The sequence below is a fragment of the Campylobacter concisus genome, assembly GCF_002913545.1.
Taxonomy (GTDB): domain Bacteria; phylum Campylobacterota; class Campylobacteria; order Campylobacterales; family Campylobacteraceae; genus Campylobacter_A; species Campylobacter_A concisus_AV.
In genome coordinates this window covers 26,827-42,676 of sequence record NZ_PPBR01000076.1, presented here as the reverse complement: position 1 = coordinate 42,676, position 15,850 = coordinate 26,827, and the positions used below count along the sequence as shown (strand labels likewise).

Annotated in this window: 12 protein-coding genes and 1 pseudogene; 12 read left to right on the top strand and 1 reads right to left on the bottom strand. The window is 42.6% G+C overall.

Going from position 1 to position 15,850, the window contains the following annotated elements; all coding sequences use genetic code 11:
* Nucleotides 1-3: 3 nt before the first annotated feature.
* A complete protein-coding gene (locus CYP05_RS04655) occupies nucleotides 4-927 on the bottom strand; it encodes a pseudouridine synthase family protein (protein ID WP_103642144.1) in 924 nt (307 codons plus the stop codon).
* A 186-nt stretch (nucleotides 928-1,113) separates the two neighbouring features.
* Here CYP05_RS04655 and purB point away from each other — a divergent pair, with 186 nt between their 5' ends.
* The 12 genes and pseudogenes from purB to CYP05_RS04600 all read left to right on the top strand — a co-directional run bounded on the left by purB (nucleotide 1,114) and on the right by CYP05_RS04600 (nucleotide 15,836).
* Nucleotides 1,114-2,445, top strand: coding sequence for an adenylosuccinate lyase (purB, locus tag CYP05_RS04650; RefSeq protein ID WP_103642143.1), 1,332 nt, complete (start codon nucleotides 1,114-1,116; stop codon nucleotides 2,443-2,445).
* 358 nt (nucleotides 2,446-2,803) lie between these two features.
* Entirely contained in the window at nucleotides 2,804-5,179 is a 2,376-nt protein-coding gene (locus CYP05_RS04645) for a ribonucleoside-diphosphate reductase subunit alpha (protein WP_103642142.1), read from the top strand.
* Nucleotides 5,180-5,251: 72 nt separating this feature from the next.
* Complete coding sequence (locus CYP05_RS04640; RefSeq protein ID WP_103642141.1) at nucleotides 5,252-6,088, top strand: hypothetical protein; 837 nt, start codon at nucleotides 5,252-5,254, stop codon at nucleotides 6,086-6,088.
* Between the two features lie 238 nt (nucleotides 6,089-6,326).
* Nucleotides 6,327-8,609 (top strand): annotated as a pseudogene (locus tag CYP05_RS04635) (ribonucleoside triphosphate reductase).
* Nucleotides 8,610-8,710: 101 nt separating this feature from the next.
* The gene (locus CYP05_RS04630) at nucleotides 8,711-9,385 is read left to right on the top strand and encodes an anaerobic ribonucleoside-triphosphate reductase activating protein (RefSeq protein ID WP_103642139.1); all 675 of its coding nucleotides are present in this window, start codon (nucleotides 8,711-8,713) and stop codon (nucleotides 9,383-9,385) included.
* Nucleotides 9,386-9,469: 84 nt separating this feature from the next.
* Nucleotides 9,470-10,615 (top strand): iron-containing alcohol dehydrogenase, encoded by a 1,146-nt coding sequence (locus tag CYP05_RS04625; RefSeq protein WP_103642138.1) that lies wholly within the window; start codon nucleotides 9,470-9,472, stop codon nucleotides 10,613-10,615.
* A 29-nt stretch (nucleotides 10,616-10,644) separates the two neighbouring features.
* Nucleotides 10,645-11,286 carry an NAD(P)H-binding protein gene (locus tag CYP05_RS04620; RefSeq protein ID WP_103642137.1) on the top strand — a complete coding sequence of 214 codons (642 nt, stop codon included), beginning with the start codon at nucleotides 10,645-10,647 and terminating at the stop codon, nucleotides 11,284-11,286.
* A complete protein-coding gene (locus tag CYP05_RS04615) occupies nucleotides 11,283-12,053 on the top strand; it encodes an SDR family NAD(P)-dependent oxidoreductase (RefSeq protein WP_103642136.1) in 771 nt (256 codons plus the stop codon). The genes CYP05_RS04620 and CYP05_RS04615 overlap by 4 nt, the downstream gene beginning before the upstream one ends.
* 70 nt (nucleotides 12,054-12,123) lie before the next feature.
* On the top strand, nucleotides 12,124-13,560 hold the full coding sequence (locus tag CYP05_RS04610) for a subtype B tannase (RefSeq protein WP_103642135.1): 1,437 nt from the start codon (nucleotides 12,124-12,126) through the stop codon (nucleotides 13,558-13,560).
* Nucleotides 13,561-13,575: 15 nt separating this feature from the next.
* The gene (locus tag CYP05_RS04605) at nucleotides 13,576-14,256 is read left to right on the top strand and encodes a putative quinol monooxygenase (RefSeq protein ID WP_103642134.1); all 681 of its coding nucleotides are present in this window, start codon (nucleotides 13,576-13,578) and stop codon (nucleotides 14,254-14,256) included.
* An 8-nt stretch (nucleotides 14,257-14,264) separates the two neighbouring features.
* A complete protein-coding gene (locus CYP05_RS10140) occupies nucleotides 14,265-14,393 on the top strand; it encodes a hypothetical protein (RefSeq protein WP_258031518.1) in 129 nt (42 codons plus the stop codon).
* Nucleotides 14,394-14,423: 30 nt separating this feature from the next.
* A complete protein-coding gene (locus CYP05_RS04600) occupies nucleotides 14,424-15,836 on the top strand; it encodes a tannase/feruloyl esterase family alpha/beta hydrolase (RefSeq protein ID WP_258031517.1) in 1,413 nt (470 codons plus the stop codon).
* The last annotated feature ends 14 nt before the right edge of the window (nucleotides 15,837-15,850 follow it).

Genomic DNA, 15,850 nt, shown 5'->3' with positions numbered 1-15,850 from the left:
AATTTAAATAGTTTGATTATTTGCTTCTTTTGCAAATTTATAAAACTCACTTTCGGCGTCAAATTTGCTTTTTATGGTGTAAAAAATTTCATCAAATTTAAATGAAATTTCATCCGAATGAAGCAAGAGCCTTGTTGATCCAGTTAAATTTATCCGTTCACACTCGCTCATCTCTTTATCTAAAATTTTCTCGATCTGCGGACGTGACAAACCATAAAGTGGTTCGCCAAGGATCTTGTGTTTCACATGAAACAAATGCAAGCGAATTTGATGTTGCCTGCCAGTGAGCGGGATAGCCCGAATTAAAGTCGTATCGATATCATCAAAATATCTGATCGGCAAAATTTTAGTCACAGCGCTCTTACCATTTTCGCAAATTTGCATTCGCATTTTCACATCGTCGTAGTTGTTCGCTAGATCCATCTTAGCATCGATTGTAAATTCTCGCTCGATCTTGCCTTGCACCATCGCGACGTAGCTTTTAGAAATTTCTCTGTTTTCAAAGATTTTCTTTAGTTTTATCGTAGAATTTATATCTTTGCCCACGACTATTACGCCGCTTGTTTCAAAGTCTAGCCTATGTGCTACGCTCGCATCTCGCCCAAAAAGTGTGTAAATTTCATCGTTTAGCGAGTAGTCACAGTGCCTGCCATTTGGGTGGCTGAGCACCCCGCTTGGCTTGTCAAATACCGCAAAGCTCTCGCACTCAAAGATCGGCTTTAGTCCCTTTGGCTTGGCCTCATAGTCGATCAAAAAGACATCGCCACACAAAATGGCATTTTTCTCGCTCACGACACTGCCTTCGCATATCAGCCTGCCTTTGTCGATGAGGCGCTGGGTTTGGCTCATGTTAAAGCCATTTTGCAGTAAAATTTCATAAGCTTTTTGATGATCTGCAGTGGCGATAAATTTATTTACATAGGGCAAAAATGATCCTTTGAAAAACGAGCGAGCTATCTTAAGCCCAAATTTATAAGCGTATAACCGACATTTCAGCCCGGATTTTATATAATCAAAACTTAAATTTAGAGAAATTGCACGACGTGATTTCTGGCTCAAAAAGCCAAATTTATACTTTCAGGACAAAAGCAAACTAACACAAAAGGTTCAACAATGGTCGAAAGATACTCACGCAAAGAGATGGCTGAAAAGTGGAGCATACAAGCAAAATACGACGCTTGGCTCAAAGTAGAAAAAGCTGCTGTTAAAGCTTGGAATAAGCTTGGCTTCATAAGTGACAGCGACTGCGAGAAAATTTGCAAAAACGCTAAATTTGAAGTGGCTCGCATCGACGAGATAGAAAAGACGACAAAGCATGACGTCATCGCATTTTTAACAAGCGTCAGCGAGAGCCTTGGCGATGAGAGCAGGTTCGTGCACTACGGCATGACTTCAAGCGACTGTATCGACACAGCCGTCGCGCTTCAGATGAAAGAGAGCCTAGAGCTCATCATCAGCGACGTAGAGGAGTTTATGCAGGCGGTCAAAAACAGAGCGAACGAGCACAAGCACACGCTCATGGTCGGCAGAAGCCACGGCATCCACGGCGAGCCGATAACTTTTGGCCTTGTGCTTGCCATCTGGTACGACGAGATCGCAAGAGCGCTAAAGCTCATCAAAGACGCAAAAGATACGATCAGCTACGGCAAGCTTTCAGGCGCTATGGGAAATTTAGCTCATGCACCGATGGAATTTGAAGAGCTAACATGCGAGGAGCTAGGTCTTAAGGCTGCTCCAGCGTCAAATCAAGTGATCCAGCGCGACCGCTATGCCCACGTGGTGAGCGCCATGGCTATCTTGGCTTCTACTTGTGAGAAGATCGCAGTTGCCATTAGGCACTACCAAAGAACCGAAGTTTACGAGGCAGAGGAGTACTTTAGCCCAGGACAAAAGGGCTCAAGCGCTATGCCACACAAGCGCAATCCTGTCCTTAGCGAAAACATCACCGGCCTTTGCAGGGTGCTACGCTCATACGTCACGCCTTCTCTTGAAAACGTCGCACTTTGGCACGAGCGCGACATCAGCCACAGCTCGGTTGAGAGATTTATCCTGCCAGATATGTTTATCACGGCTGATTTTATGCTGGTTCGTATCAAAAATTTGATAGCAAATTTAGTCGTATATCCAGAAAATATGATGAAAAATTTAAATTTAACAGGCGGTTTAGTCTTTTCACAGCGTGTGCTTTTGCAGCTGCCACAGCGTGGAATATCTAGAGAGGACGCCTACAAGATCGTTCAGCGCAACGCCATGAAGGTCTGGGCGGACTTGCAAGAGGGCAAAAAAGCGATCGACGAGCAAGGTCACAGCCTATTTTTACAAAATTTGCTAAACGACGAGGACTTAACTAAGAGCCTTAGCAAAGATGAGATCAAAGAGTGCTTTGACTACAACTACTACACCAAAAATGTAGATAAAATTTTCGCCAGAGTTTTTGGCAAATAAATTTAAACGCAAGGGGTAAATTTAGCCCCTTGCAAAATACCCTAATACAAAACCACCTTAAATTTAGCTCGCCAAATTTATCAGCCAAGAGCGACATTTTCAAGTAGCTTTTACAAGTGTCAGCAAAATTTATCGGCGATGTTGGCGCATTTAAATTTTGGTCGTTAAAGCTAACACAAAAGCTCATCACGTTTAACGCCTTCGTCGCTCTCTCGCACTAAAAATGATAGTTTTAAAAGCCTTTATTTTTCTCATTTTAGCTCTGAATTTTATATTTATTGAGTAGTTTTTGGCAAAGAGAGTTTTTATATCTTTTTGGATAAAATCTCAAATTAAAATTTAACACGGAGAGACATTTTTGAAAGTTATAAAACGTAATGGCAGAACAGAAGAGCTTGATATCAGCAAGATCAAAAAATACACAAACGAAGCTGTCCTAGGTCTTAGCAACGTAAGTCTTAGCGAGCTTGAGGTAGATGCGAAAATTCAGTTTAGAGATATGATAACGACTGAGGAAATTCAGCAAACTCTTATAAAAACAGCAGTTGATAAGATCGACATCGACCGCCCAAACTGGACATTTGTCGCTGCGAGGCTATTTTTGTTCGACCTTTATCACAAAGTGACTGGCTTTAACGGCTACAACCACCTAAAAGACTACCTCGCAAAGGGCGAAAAAGTAGGCCGCATCATCCCTGGGCTAAAAGAGAAGTACGACCTTGAAGACCTAAACGCATACATAAAGCCTGAGCGCGACCTTCAGTTTGCATACCTTGGCATTAAGACGCTTTATGATCGCTATCTCATCAAAGACAAGAGCGGCATGCCTATCGAGCTGCCACAGCACATGTTTATGGCGATCGCGATGTTTCTTGCGCAAAACGAGTTAGACAGTCAAGGCTGGGCAAAGAAATTTTACGACCTCATCTCTAAATTTGAAGTGATGCTAGCCACGCCAACGCTCTCAAACGCAAGGACTACACGCCACCAGCTAAGCAGTTGCTACGTAGGTAGCACGCCTGATAATATTGAGGGCATTTTTGATAGCTACAAAGAGATGGCGCTACTTTCAAAATTTGGCGGCGGTATAGGCTGGGACTGGAGCAAGGTACGTGCGATGGGCGGCAGTATCGACGGACACAAAAACGCAGCTGGCGGTATCATACCATTTTTAAAAGTAACAAACGACATCGCAGTAGCGGTTGATCAGCTAGGCACTAGAAAGGGCGCGATCGCTGTTTATATCGAGCCTTGGCACATGGACGTGAGCGATTTTCTCGATCTTCGTAAAAACTCAGGCGAAGAGAGACGCCGCGCGCACGAGCTTTTCCCTGCACTTTGGATAAACGACCTATTTATGAAGCGTGTCAAAGAAAATGGCCGCTGGAGCCTCTTTGACCCAGCTCAAGTAAGCGACCTTTGCGACCTTTACGGCGAGGAGTTTGAGAAGAGATATTTAGAGTATGAAAACGACGAAAATATCCAGAAAAACACCATCCTTGCAAAAGAGCTTTGGAAGAAAATTTTAACTAGCTATTTTGAAACAGGCATGCCATTTTTATGCTTCAAAGATAACGCCAACAAAGCAAATCCAAACGACCATGAGGGCATCATCAGAAGCTCAAATTTATGCACCGAAATTTTCCAAAACACAGCGCCAAACTACTATAAGATCAAGATCACTTATGAAGACGGTGGCGAGGAGCTATTTGACGAAGAAGAAGACGTCACGGTCGATAGTGGCATAACTAAAAAAGCCAAAAAGCTTAGCGCGCTTGATAGCCTAAAAGGCAAGCAAATTTTCATAGTAGAAAAAGAGAGTATCGAGGGCAAAACGGCGGTTTGCAACCTTGCAAGTATAAATTTAAGCAAGATAAACAGCAAAGAGGACATCGAGCGTGTCGTGCCGATAGCTATCAGGATGCTTGATAACGTTATAGACCTAAATTTCTACCCACACAAAAAGGTAAAACACACAAACTTAGCCTCTCGCTCGGTCGGCCTTGGTGTCATGGGTGAGGCGCAAATGCTAGCTGAGAAAAACGTAAAATGGGGCAGTTATGAGCACTTGGCTCTAATTGATAGCATAATGGAAAACATAAGCTACAACGCGATCTACGCTAGCTCAAATTTAGCCGTAGAAAAGGGCATCTATCCAAAATTTGAAGGCTCAAAATGGAGCAAAGGTATCATGCCGATAGACACTGCAAACGAGAACGCAAAAGCGCTTTTAAACGACAAAGGCGGACTATTTGACGAAAATGTCTGCGACTGGGACAAGCTAAGAGAGAAGGTCAAGCGTGATGGTATGAGAAACGGCTACCTAATGGCGATCGCTCCAACTAGCTCGATCTCGATCCTTGTTGGCACTACTCAGACTATCGAGCCAGTCTATAAGCGCAAGTGGTTTGAGCACAACCTAAGCGGTATGATTCCAAATGTCGTGCCAAATTTAAGCCCAGATACTTGGCAGTTTTACACGCCAGCTTACGAGCTTGATCAGAGAATTCTTATAAAAGCAGGCGCGATCCGTCAAAAATGGATCGACCAAGGTCAAAGTCTAAATATCTTCATGAGCCTAGATAAGGCAAGCGGCGGATATTTAAGTGAAATTTACACGCTTGCATGGGAGCTCGGACTAAAATCAACCTACTATCTACGCTCTGAGTCACCAGACAGCGAAAAACTAAACGACGTAGCTGACCGTTCGATCGAGTGTGAAGGTTGTCAGTAAATCTATTGGATATCTATGAATTTTTACCATAGGTATCCTTTGTATCCACATTAAAAACAAAAGGTAATTATTTTGTCCAGCTTAACAGATATTGAAAAAAGATATTTAGAAATGCTTTTTGAAATGGATACTGGCTATGTTTTAGATTTTACTGATCGGACTTTTTACGATTTTATACAAAATATCACTGGAATCGATATACATGCTATTAAATATAACATTTATGGAAGTTCCAAAGCCAAAAAATTAAGAGCCTTTTGGCAAACTGAAAGCGACGCAGTAAATGGAAGAGTATTAAAGAATTTATTGGAACGCTATAAATTTAATGTTGATAGCGGAAGGATTAAATTTAACGAAAAAATTTACAGTGAATGCATAAAAATCACCAATAGGCTTCTTGGTGTTCAAAATACTATAGATTCGAAAGATGAATTATTAAAGAAAAAATTTGATGACATTAATATTAAAGATTTAACTTTGGATTATGGACTAGAAAAGGTCTTGGAGTATAGAGTTACAGAGATAGATAAATGCTTGGGTATCGGTGCATATATGTCAGTAATTATACTATGTGGAAGTATCTTAGAATGTCTTTTGTTAAACTTTATGCTAAAAAATCCAAAACAATTTAATGTATATAACGAATCTCCAAAAGACAAAACTGGCAAAGTGAAACCTTTTCAAAATTGGAAACTAGCAGAAATGATAGATGTATCTGGCGGGATAGGGATTTTGTCTCAAGATACTAAAAAATTTTCACACGAATTAAGAGATTTTAGAAACTATATACATCCTATGGAACAGATGGCTAATAATTTTAAACCTGACGACCAAACGGCTAAAGTTGCTTTTCAGGTTTTAAAAATGGCTATTTTAGATTTAAAAAAGCAAAGAGATACGAAACTATAATAGTATTAGTCTAACCTAATTATTTTATAAAAAATAATTAGTTTTTAAAATTAATGTAACAAATAATAATTTATATTATATACCCTTAATAAAGTAAATATATCATTTAAGAAAACTTTCCAAAATTTTATATTTTTTGATAAATATTATTAAACAAAAGAAAATAGTTGTCTATTGTTTAAGCTTTCTTGTCCTATACTTTAAAACTCCATATTAAAAAAATCGGAAAGAGTGGGCGATGCGTGAAATTTTAAAACGAGACGGCACAAGGCAAGAATTTGTAGCATATAAGATAGTAGATGCAATAAAAAAGGCATTTGCAAGCGAAAATGTGGCTTATGACGAGCAAGTTTTTACAAACGTAGTCCAAGATATCTTTCAAAAATCAAGCGCAATAACAGTCGAGGACATCCAAGATGCTATCGAAAAAGAGCTATTTGCTGGCGGTTACTTTGACGTCTTAAAAAGCTTTATGCTCTACCGCCACACGCATAAGCTTCAACGCGAGCAAATTTTAGGTTTAAACGCTGACACGACCTATATAAACTCGACCCAAACGATAAATGAGTACATAAACGGCACCGACTGGAGAATTTCTGCAAATTCAAACACGAGCTATTCAAACGCAGGCCTTATAAATAACACCGCCGGCAAAGTGATCGCAAACTACTGGCTGGACGCTGTTTATAACAAAGAAGAGGGGCTAGCTCACAGAAACGGCGACTACCACATCCACGACCTAGACTGCCTTACAGGGTATTGTGCTGGCTGGAGCCTAAGAGCTTTACTAAATGAGGGCTTTAACGGCGTTCGTGGCAGGGTCGAGAGCAAGGCACCAAAGCACTTTAGAGAGGCGCTTTATCAGATGGCAAATTTCTTAGGCATTTTGCAAAGCGAGTGGGCGGGCGCTCAGGCGTTTTCTAGCTTTGACACCTACCTTGCGCCTTATGTTTTTAAAGACGATCTAAGCGACGCCGAGATCAAAAAGGCGATAACTAGCTTCATTTTCAACCTAAACGTCCCTGCACGCTGGGGACAAAGTCCATTTACAAACGTAACCATAGACATCACATGCCCAAGCGACCTAAGAGATCAGATACCAACGAGCGATGACATACACCTTTTTACGAACGTAAAAGATGAGAAAATTTTGAAAAAAGCAAACGAGCGTGGCAGGAAAAATTTGATCGATATGACCTACAAGGACTTCGAGCCTGAGATGGCACGCATAGATAAGGCTTTTTACGAGGTTTTAACAGCTGGCGACAAGTGCTCACAGCCTTTTACATTTCCGATACCAACGGTAAATATCACAGAGGATTTTAACTGGGATAGCGAAGTAGCCGACGTGCTCTTTGAAAATACCGCCAAAATGGGCTCAAGCTACTTTCAAAATTTCATCGGCTCACAATACACTTACGATGAAAATGGCAACAAAATAGAAAACGAAAACGCCTACAAACCAGGTCACGTGCGCTCTATGTGCTGCCGCTTGCAGCTTGATCTAAGAGAGCTTTTAAAGCGTGGTGGCGGTCTTTTTGGAAGCGCTGAGATGACTGGCTCGATCGGAGTTGTGACTATAAATTTAGCCCGCCTAGGCTATAACTTCAAAGGCGATAAGGTCGCACTTTACAACAGACTAAGCTACCTTTTAGACCTAGCTAAATCAACCCTAGAGAAAAAGCGTAAATTTATCCAAGAGATGTATGACAGAGGGCTTTATCCTTACACAGCTAGGTATCTAAAGCACTTTAACAACCACTTTAGCACGATCGGCATAAATGGCATGAATGAGCTACTTAGAAATTTCACTGACGATAAAGAGAACATTTCTACCAAATTTGGACGAGAATTTGCCCTTGAGATGGTTGGCTTTTTACGTGATAAGATAAGGACATTTCAAGAAGAGAGCGGAAATTTATATAACCTCGAAGCAACTCCAGCTGAGGGCACGACCTACCGCTTTGCCAAAGAGGATAAGAAGCGCTACCCAGACATCATCCAAGCAGGCGAGGGGGACAATATCTACTACACAAACTCAACCCAGCTACCTGCAAATTTCACAGACGACGCTTACGAAGCGCTTGATCTACAAGATGAGCTACAAAGCGCCTACACTGGCGGCACCGTCTTTCACCTATATATGAAAGAGCGCATAAGCTCGGCTAAAGCTTGCAAAGAGCTTGTAAAGAGTATAATCTCAAACTACAAACTCCCATACATCACGATAACGCCGGTCTTTAGCGTCTGTGCAAAGCATGGCTACATAGCTGGCGAGCATGAGTTTTGCCCACTTTGTGATGCCGAGCTGATAGAAAATGAAAAGAAAAAATCCAAATAAGGAGAGGAAATGACAGAAAAAGAAATTTTAGAAAAAGTACAAGAAAAGCGCACAAGATGCGTGGTCTATACTCGTGTTATGGGTTATCACAGACCAGTTGAGAGCTTTAACCTCGGTAAAAAAGGCGAGCACAAAGAGCGAATAAAATTTGACGAATACGCGAGTTGCTGCAAGAGATAAATTTCTTGCCTAAAAACAAGAATAAATTTAAAAAAATAAACTAAAATGCAAGCCAAAGGCACGCCCCTTGTGCCTTTGAATTTAAAAAAAGGGTCAAAAACTTGCAAAGAGTCTTTAGTATAACGCCATTTACGACGCTTGACTATCCTGATAAAGTGGCAGCTGTCATCTGGTTTGCAGGTTGCAATATGCGCTGTGGATACTGTTACAACATCGAGGTTGTAAAGTCAAATGGCACTATAAGCCTTAGCGAAGTTTGCGACTTTTTAGATCGCAGGGTCGGCAAGCTAAATGGCATCGTCTTTAGCGGTGGAGAATGCACAGCGAATCCTTTATTTTTTGATTTAGCACGTGAGGTAAAGGCACGTGGCTTTAGCTTAAAAGTAGATACAAATGGCTCGCACTGCAGTGTTATAAAAGAGGCGATAGATGAGGGGCTGATTGATTACATCGCGCTTGATTTTAAAGCTCCAAAAGAGAAATTTATAGGCATCACTGGCTCAAATTTATATGAGAAATTTGCCGCCACGCTTAGATATCTGCTTGAGATAAATTTTAAATTTGAAGTTAGAACGACCGTGCATGCGGACTTGCTAAGCGAAAAGGATATCTCTGAGATGTCTGAGCTACTTTTTGAACTTGGGTATAGAGGGGAATATTTCTTACAAAAATTCTTTAACACTGGCGAAAATTTTGGAGGCTTAGGCGATCCAAAAAACAGCTTCGATCCAGATAAGATCACATCAAAACTACCTATCAGACTAAGAAATTTCTAAATTTAGCGCAGATAAAAATAGCTAAAAATAAGAAAATTTAACTAAAATTTACCCCAAATCACAAAAGCAAATAAGGAGAAAACTATGCAAAATTTCAGCTTTTTAAACCCTACTAAAATAGAATTTGGCAAAGACAAAGAGCAAAACATCGGCAGATATATGAAAGAATTTGGCGCAAAAAAGACGCTCATCATCTATGGCAGCGACAGGATCATACAAAACGGACTTTTTGACGTTGCCACAAAGAGCCTAAGCGCAAATGGCATCGAGTTTTGCAAGATAGGTGGCGTGAAGTCAAATCCAGTGCTAAGCAAGGTAAATGAGGCTATAAATTTAGCTAAAAAGCAAGGCGTCGATAGCGTGCTAGCCATAGGTGGCGGCTCGGTGCTTGACACGGCCAAGGCTGTGGCTGCTGGAGTAAAATATAACGGCGATGTTTGGGACTTTTTTACTGGCAAAAATCCAAAAGAGGCGCTTATGATCTTTGACATCATAACGCTTGCTGCAACTGGCTCAGAGATGAACGGCGGCGCAGTCGTCACAAATGAAGCCACAAAAGAGAAATTTGCCATGCACGGCGCTTGTCTTTACCCAAAAGTATCGGTGGTAAATCCACTTCTTCAAGCAAGCGTTAGCAAGGAGTACTTGGTCTATTCGGCCTCTGACATCATCGCTCACAGCATCGAGGGCTACTTTACGGCGAGCATCCAGCCTGAGATCATAAATTTATACATCGAAGCAAACATCAAAACGGTCATGAAAACGACTGAAATTTTACTAAAAGAGCCAGAAAACTATGACGCTAGAGGCGAGTTTGCCTGGGCTGCGACGATGGCGCTAAATGGTCTAACTTACGTTGGCACGGCTGGCTACTCTTATCCAAACCACATGATCGAGCACGCCATAGGTGCGGTGGTTGATTGCGCGCACGGGGCTGGGCTAAGTGTAGTGATGCCAGCATGGATGAAGTGGTATAAGAGTAGAAATTTAAAGGCATTTAAGCGCTTTGGCAAAGAAATTTTTGGCGTAGATGACGCAGACGAGGCTATTAAAAAGCTAAAAGAGTGGTTTAGCAAGATCGGCACGCCAACAAGCCTAATTGAAATCGGCGTCGATGAGTCAAATTTAGACGAGATCATGGCGCTAGTTTATGACTACGCCAAGGGCAGGGGCTTGGAGCAAATTTATACAAAAGAGGCCATAAGCGAAATTTTTGCCTTAGCGAGATAGAATTTATCCAAAATTTACAAAGGATAAACATGAAAAAAGTCGCCCTTATCGCAGGAGCCAGCGGCGCTGTGGGAAGTGAAATTTTAAAAGATTTATGCGAGAGTGAGCACTACAACAAGGTGGTCGCCCTTGTTAGGCATGAGCTAGAATTTACCCATGAAAAGCTTGAAGTAAAGATAGTAAATTTTGATGATTTTAAAGATGAGGTGCCATTTATCGCTGATGACGTTTTTTGCGCGCTTGGCACGACTATGAAAGTGGCAAAGCACAAAGAGCAGTTTTACAAAGTCGATGTGACCTATCCGATAAATTTCGCCAAATTTGGCTTGGAGTGCGGTGCAAAACGCTTTGTCTTGCTCTCGGCTGCAGGGGCAAACAGAAAGTCAGGCTCGTTTTACCTAAAGGCAAAAGGTCAAGCAGAAGCAAAGATAAAAGAGCTTGGATATAACTCATTTCATATCGCTAGGCTGCCACTTATCGAGGCTGAGAGAAAGGAATTTAGACTAGGTGAGTATTTGGTGATAAAGGCGTTTAAATTTATCCCAAAAGGCTTTTTTGACGAGTATCGTCCGATGAAGGCGGCTGACATCGCTAAGGTGATCGTGGAAGTAGCACAAGATGATCACAGTGAAGGTGTAAAAATTTATAGTCCGGAGGAATTTACAAAATGAAAAAATATATAGTGATCACTGGGGCAAGCTCAGGCATAGGAGCGGCCGTGGCAAAGGCATTTGCAAGGCGTGGGGAGAATTTGATCCTTATCGCAAGGCGGGGTGAGCTTTTAGAGGAGCTAAAAAGCGAGATAGCTAAATTTGCAAATGTCGATGTGGTGATAGAGCTTTGTGACCTTTCAAAGCAAGAAAATGTCCTCTTGCTTTGGCGTAATTTAGAAAAATTTGAGCTAAAAGCGCTTATAAACAACGCTGGCTTTGGCGACTATAACAAGGTCGGCGAGCAAAATTTAGACAAGATCACTCAGATGATAAATTTAAACATCATCTCACTTGTGACGCTCTCAACGCTCTTTACTAAAAAATATAAAGACAAAGATACGCAGCTTATAAATATCTCTTCAATAGGCGGCTACAAGATAGTGCCAAACGCCGTCACCTACTGCGCTAGCAAATTTTTCGTAAGTGCCTTTAGCGAGGGGCTTTACCACGAGCTAGCACAGGACAAGCAGGCAAAGATGCAAGCAAAAGTGCTGGCTCCAGCTGCTACAAAGACAGAATTTGGCATGGTAGCAACTAGCAAAGAGAGCTACGACTACGACGAAGCGTTTAAAAAGTATCACACGAGCGAGCAGATGGCGGAGTTTTTGCTTCGTCTTTATGATAGCCACTACTGCGTTGGCTCGGTCGATAGAGATAGCTTTGAGTTTAGCCTAAGTAAGCCAAAATTTGACTATGCGATCAAGTATAAGCCAAAAGATAACTAGGCTTTAAAGCCTTGGTAGCCTACGCCAAGGCTAGCGAAACAAAAAGTAGGACAAAATAAAAAGGCAGATCATGAAATGCGTTAGAGTTGCTATTTTAGGGGTTTGTTTGGTAGGCGCTTGCTTTGGAAATGAACTTAAATTTGATGAAAAGAAATTTGAGCTAAAAAGCGTGCAAGTTGGCGAGAGGACGCTTAAATTTAGAGCCTATGAGGGCATAGTCTATGTGGCAAAGCCAGTTAGCGACTATGAGGTGCTAAATTTTTACGTGCCAGAGGGTAAATTTAGCGACCAAAAGAGCGCTATCTTTATGCCAAATGCGATCGGTGGCTACATGAGCGCTAAACCACAAAAGCCAGAAATCCAAAACGAAAAGCCAAATGCCACCCTCGAAGCGCTTCTTAGAGGATACGTCGTGGCAAGCGTTGGCGCTAGGGGCAGGACGCTAAAAGATGGCGAGCGCTTCATCGGCAAAGCGCCAGCTGCGATAGTCGATCTAAAAGCGGCCGTTAGATATCTTAAATTTAACGACAAATTTATGCCAGGCGACGCAAATAAGATCATCTCAAACGGCACGAGCGCAGGCGGCGCGATGTCGGCACTTCTAGGCACTAGCGCAGGGGCAAAAGAGTATGAGCCATATCTTAAAGAGCTAGGCGCTGCAAAGGCGGACGATCAAATTTATGCCGCTTCAGCCTACTGCCCTGTGACAAATTTAGAGCATGAGGACGAGGCGTATGAGTGGATGTTTGGGGATTTGGATAAATTTGAAAGGATTGATTTTTCAAGTCTTGATGCAAGCATTTTTAACGACAGGAGCAAAAAGCCAAAGACTATCACAGGCGAGCTAAACGCCACGCAAAAAGAGCTCTCACGCGAGCTAAAGAGTAAATTCCCAGCCTATCTAAACTCGCTAAATTTAAAAGACACCAAAGGTCACGCGCTAAGCCTTGATGAAAACGGCGAGGGCAGTTTCAAAGAGTATATAAACGCCCTTATCTCAAAGGCATTTACCGCTACAAAAAGCAGCGACAAAAGCACGCTCACGCCTAAATTTATAACTCTTGATACGCAGGGCTGCTCGCTTGGATATACATTTAAGCTTGAAGACTTCATCGCCTCGCTAAAGCGTGCCAAAGCGGTGGTTGCCTTTGACGGATTTGGGCTAGAAAATCCAGAAAATGACCTTTTTGGCGATAGTAAAACGCCTGCAAAGCACTTTACTAAATTTGCAAAAGAGCGAAGCGAGGGCGAGATGGCGGAGGCTAGCGTCATAAAGATGATGAATGCGATGAACTACACTAAAAATAAAGAAGCGGCGAAATTTTACCGCATAAGGCAGGGCACAAACGACACCGACCTAGCCCTTGCCGTGCCTGCTATGCTCGCACTCTCGCTTAAAAATGCTGGCAAAGAGGTTGATTTCGAAGCGGTTTGGGGGCAAGGACATGGCGGTGACTACGATTTAGACGAGCTTTTTGCTTGGATGAAAAGAGTGGTTGAGAAATAAATTTAAGGAAATTTGATGATAAAAAAGCTATTTTTACTAGCGGTTTTGGCGGCTTTTGCCTTTGGGGCGGAGGCAAAAGTGAGCTTATATGAGCTGCTTTCAACGCCAAATAACAAGAGTTTGCTAAAGCGTCTTGGCAGGGAAAATATACTAAGCTCAAAGAGCGAGCCAGACATGCAGGCGATCTTTTTTGCGAGCGCAAAGAGCAAGCCAGAGCTATTTTATGTGCTTGAGTTTTACAAGGACGAGGCGGCTTATAAAAAGCATATAGGCTCGGCGCACTATAAGAAATTTGCAAGTGCGAGTGATGAAATTTTGGCAAGTAAAAAGGCTATAAGCTTGAAAAAACGGGCTGCGTTTTCTAAAAATTTAACGCCAGAGCGCCTAAAAGATGCCTATTTTCACATTACAAACTTAAGCCTTTTAGCAAAGAGCGATGCGAAATTTGAAAAGATCATCAAAAAATATATGCAAAAAAGCGTAGATGATGGTGCTTATGCGCAGTTTGCCTTTGGTCAAAAAGAGGCACCTAATAAGTGGGTGCTGGTTGAAATTTACAAAGACGAAGCTAGCTTTGAGAGCTACCGCCACAGCGAAAACTACAAGGCTTATGCCAAAGAGCGAGCTGGGCTGATAGATGAATTTGACGGCTTTGGACTAAAAAACGAGACCTCATTTAGCAAGGTAAAATTTTAGGAGATGTTATGAAGAAAATTTCACTTTTTTGCGCACTGGCACTCATTGGCAGCACGGCTTTTGCCCTTGATAGGGCAGGATGTGAGAGTTTAAAAGATGTGAAAATTTTAAACAACGAGATGATAGATGCGCTGTAGAGTGAGAGTGGCGAAGTATCAGCCGATAAGATGTCTGCGCTAACTGGTGGCAGTAAAAACACTATCAAAGCAAAGCCTCACTGCGTGGTACATGGCAAACTCTATAAGCGCACTGGCAGTGACGGCAAAGAGTATGCGATTGATTACGAGCTAAGGCTGCCAGAGCAGTGGAATGAGAAGTTTTTGTTTCAAGGTGGAGGCGGTATGGACGGCTTTGTAGCGCCCGCTCTTGGCGCAGTGCCGATACGCACAAGCACGGCCACGCCAGCGCTTCTTAGAGGTTACGCGGTGGTTACTACAAACTCAGGACACCCAGAGCCAACGGCAGAGTTTGGACTAGATCAGCAAGCAAGGCTAGACTACGCCTATCAGGCGATCGGCAAGGTCACGGACGCATCTAAGCAAATTTTAGCTGCCGCATACGCCAAAAAGCCAAAACATAGCTACTTCATGGGCTGCTCAAATGGCGGCAGGGCAGCACTAATCGCAGCCCAGCGCTATCCACTTGAATTTGACGGCGTCATCGCTGCAAACCCTGGCTTTAGGCTATCTCGCGCGGCGATCGCTCAGCAGTGGGACAACCAAGCCCTTATGAAGATAGCTCCGAAAAATGAAAAAGGCGAGAAAATTTTCGCAAATGCCCTAACGCAGGACGACCTTGACAAGCTAAGCCACGCCGTGCTAGAAAAATGTGACGCCTTAGACGGACTAAAAGATGGGATCATCAATGCGTGGGAAACGTGCAAATTTGATCCAAAAAGTCTAAATTTAGATAAGCAAAAGATAGAGGCGATAGAGAAAATCTTTAACGGAGCCAAAAACAGCAAGGGCGAGCAAATTTATAGTGGCTGGTTTTACGACTCAGGAGTGAGCGCTGAGGGCTGGAGGCAGTGGAAGCTAGGCGACTCACAAAGTGCTAAGCCAAACGCTAGAAATATCACGCTTTCAAGTGGCTCGGTGAATTACTACTTTTTAACGCCAGCGCAGCCAAATTTTGACACGATAAATTTTGACTTTGACAAAGACACGCCAAAGACTTTCGAGACCGCTGCGATAAATGACGCCATCTCAACAGACCTTAGCACATTTAGCGCAAATGGCGGTAAGCTCATCATCGTAACTGGCGTCTCAGACCCAGTTTTCTCGGCAAAAGATCAAAGGGATTGGTTTAAAAAGCTAGAGGCTGATAATAAAAATAGCCAAAATTTTGCGGCATTTTTTGCGCTACCGGGGATGAACCACTGCGGTGGCGGCAACGGCATAGATGACGTCGATCCGCTTGGTGCGCTTGAAGCGTGGCACGAAAAGGGCGAAGCGCCAAAGAGTATGCTAGCAAAAAGCAAGAGCTACGCTGGCAAGGAATTTTTAGTGTGCGCCTATCCAAAGGTAGCTACATACGTGGGTGGTGATACCAGCAAGGCAAGTAGCTTTGTTTGCAAGTAAATTTAAGGAGAGAA

What these genes read in the sequence shown, in the direction of transcription:
- purB (WP_103642143.1), top strand. Translation starts at nt 1,114, where the DNA reads ATGGTCGAAAGATACTCACGCAAAGAGATGGCTGAAAAGTGGAGCATA.
- CYP05_RS04625 (WP_103642138.1), top strand. Translation starts at nt 9,470, where the DNA reads ATGCAAAATTTCAGCTTTTTAAACCCTACTAAAATAGAATTTGGCAAA.
- CYP05_RS04620 (WP_103642137.1), top strand. Translation starts at nt 10,645, where the DNA reads ATGAAAAAAGTCGCCCTTATCGCAGGAGCCAGCGGCGCTGTGGGAAGT.
- CYP05_RS04615 (WP_103642136.1), top strand. Translation starts at nt 11,283, where the DNA reads ATGAAAAAATATATAGTGATCACTGGGGCAAGCTCAGGCATAGGAGCG.
- CYP05_RS04610 (WP_103642135.1), top strand. Translation starts at nt 12,124, where the DNA reads ATGAAATGCGTTAGAGTTGCTATTTTAGGGGTTTGTTTGGTAGGCGCT.
- CYP05_RS04605 (WP_103642134.1), top strand. Translation starts at nt 13,576, where the DNA reads ATGATAAAAAAGCTATTTTTACTAGCGGTTTTGGCGGCTTTTGCCTTT.
- CYP05_RS10140 (WP_258031518.1), top strand. Translation starts at nt 14,265, where the DNA reads ATGAAGAAAATTTCACTTTTTTGCGCACTGGCACTCATTGGCAGCACG.
- CYP05_RS04600 (WP_258031517.1), top strand. Translation starts at nt 14,424, where the DNA reads ATGTCTGCGCTAACTGGTGGCAGTAAAAACACTATCAAAGCAAAGCCT.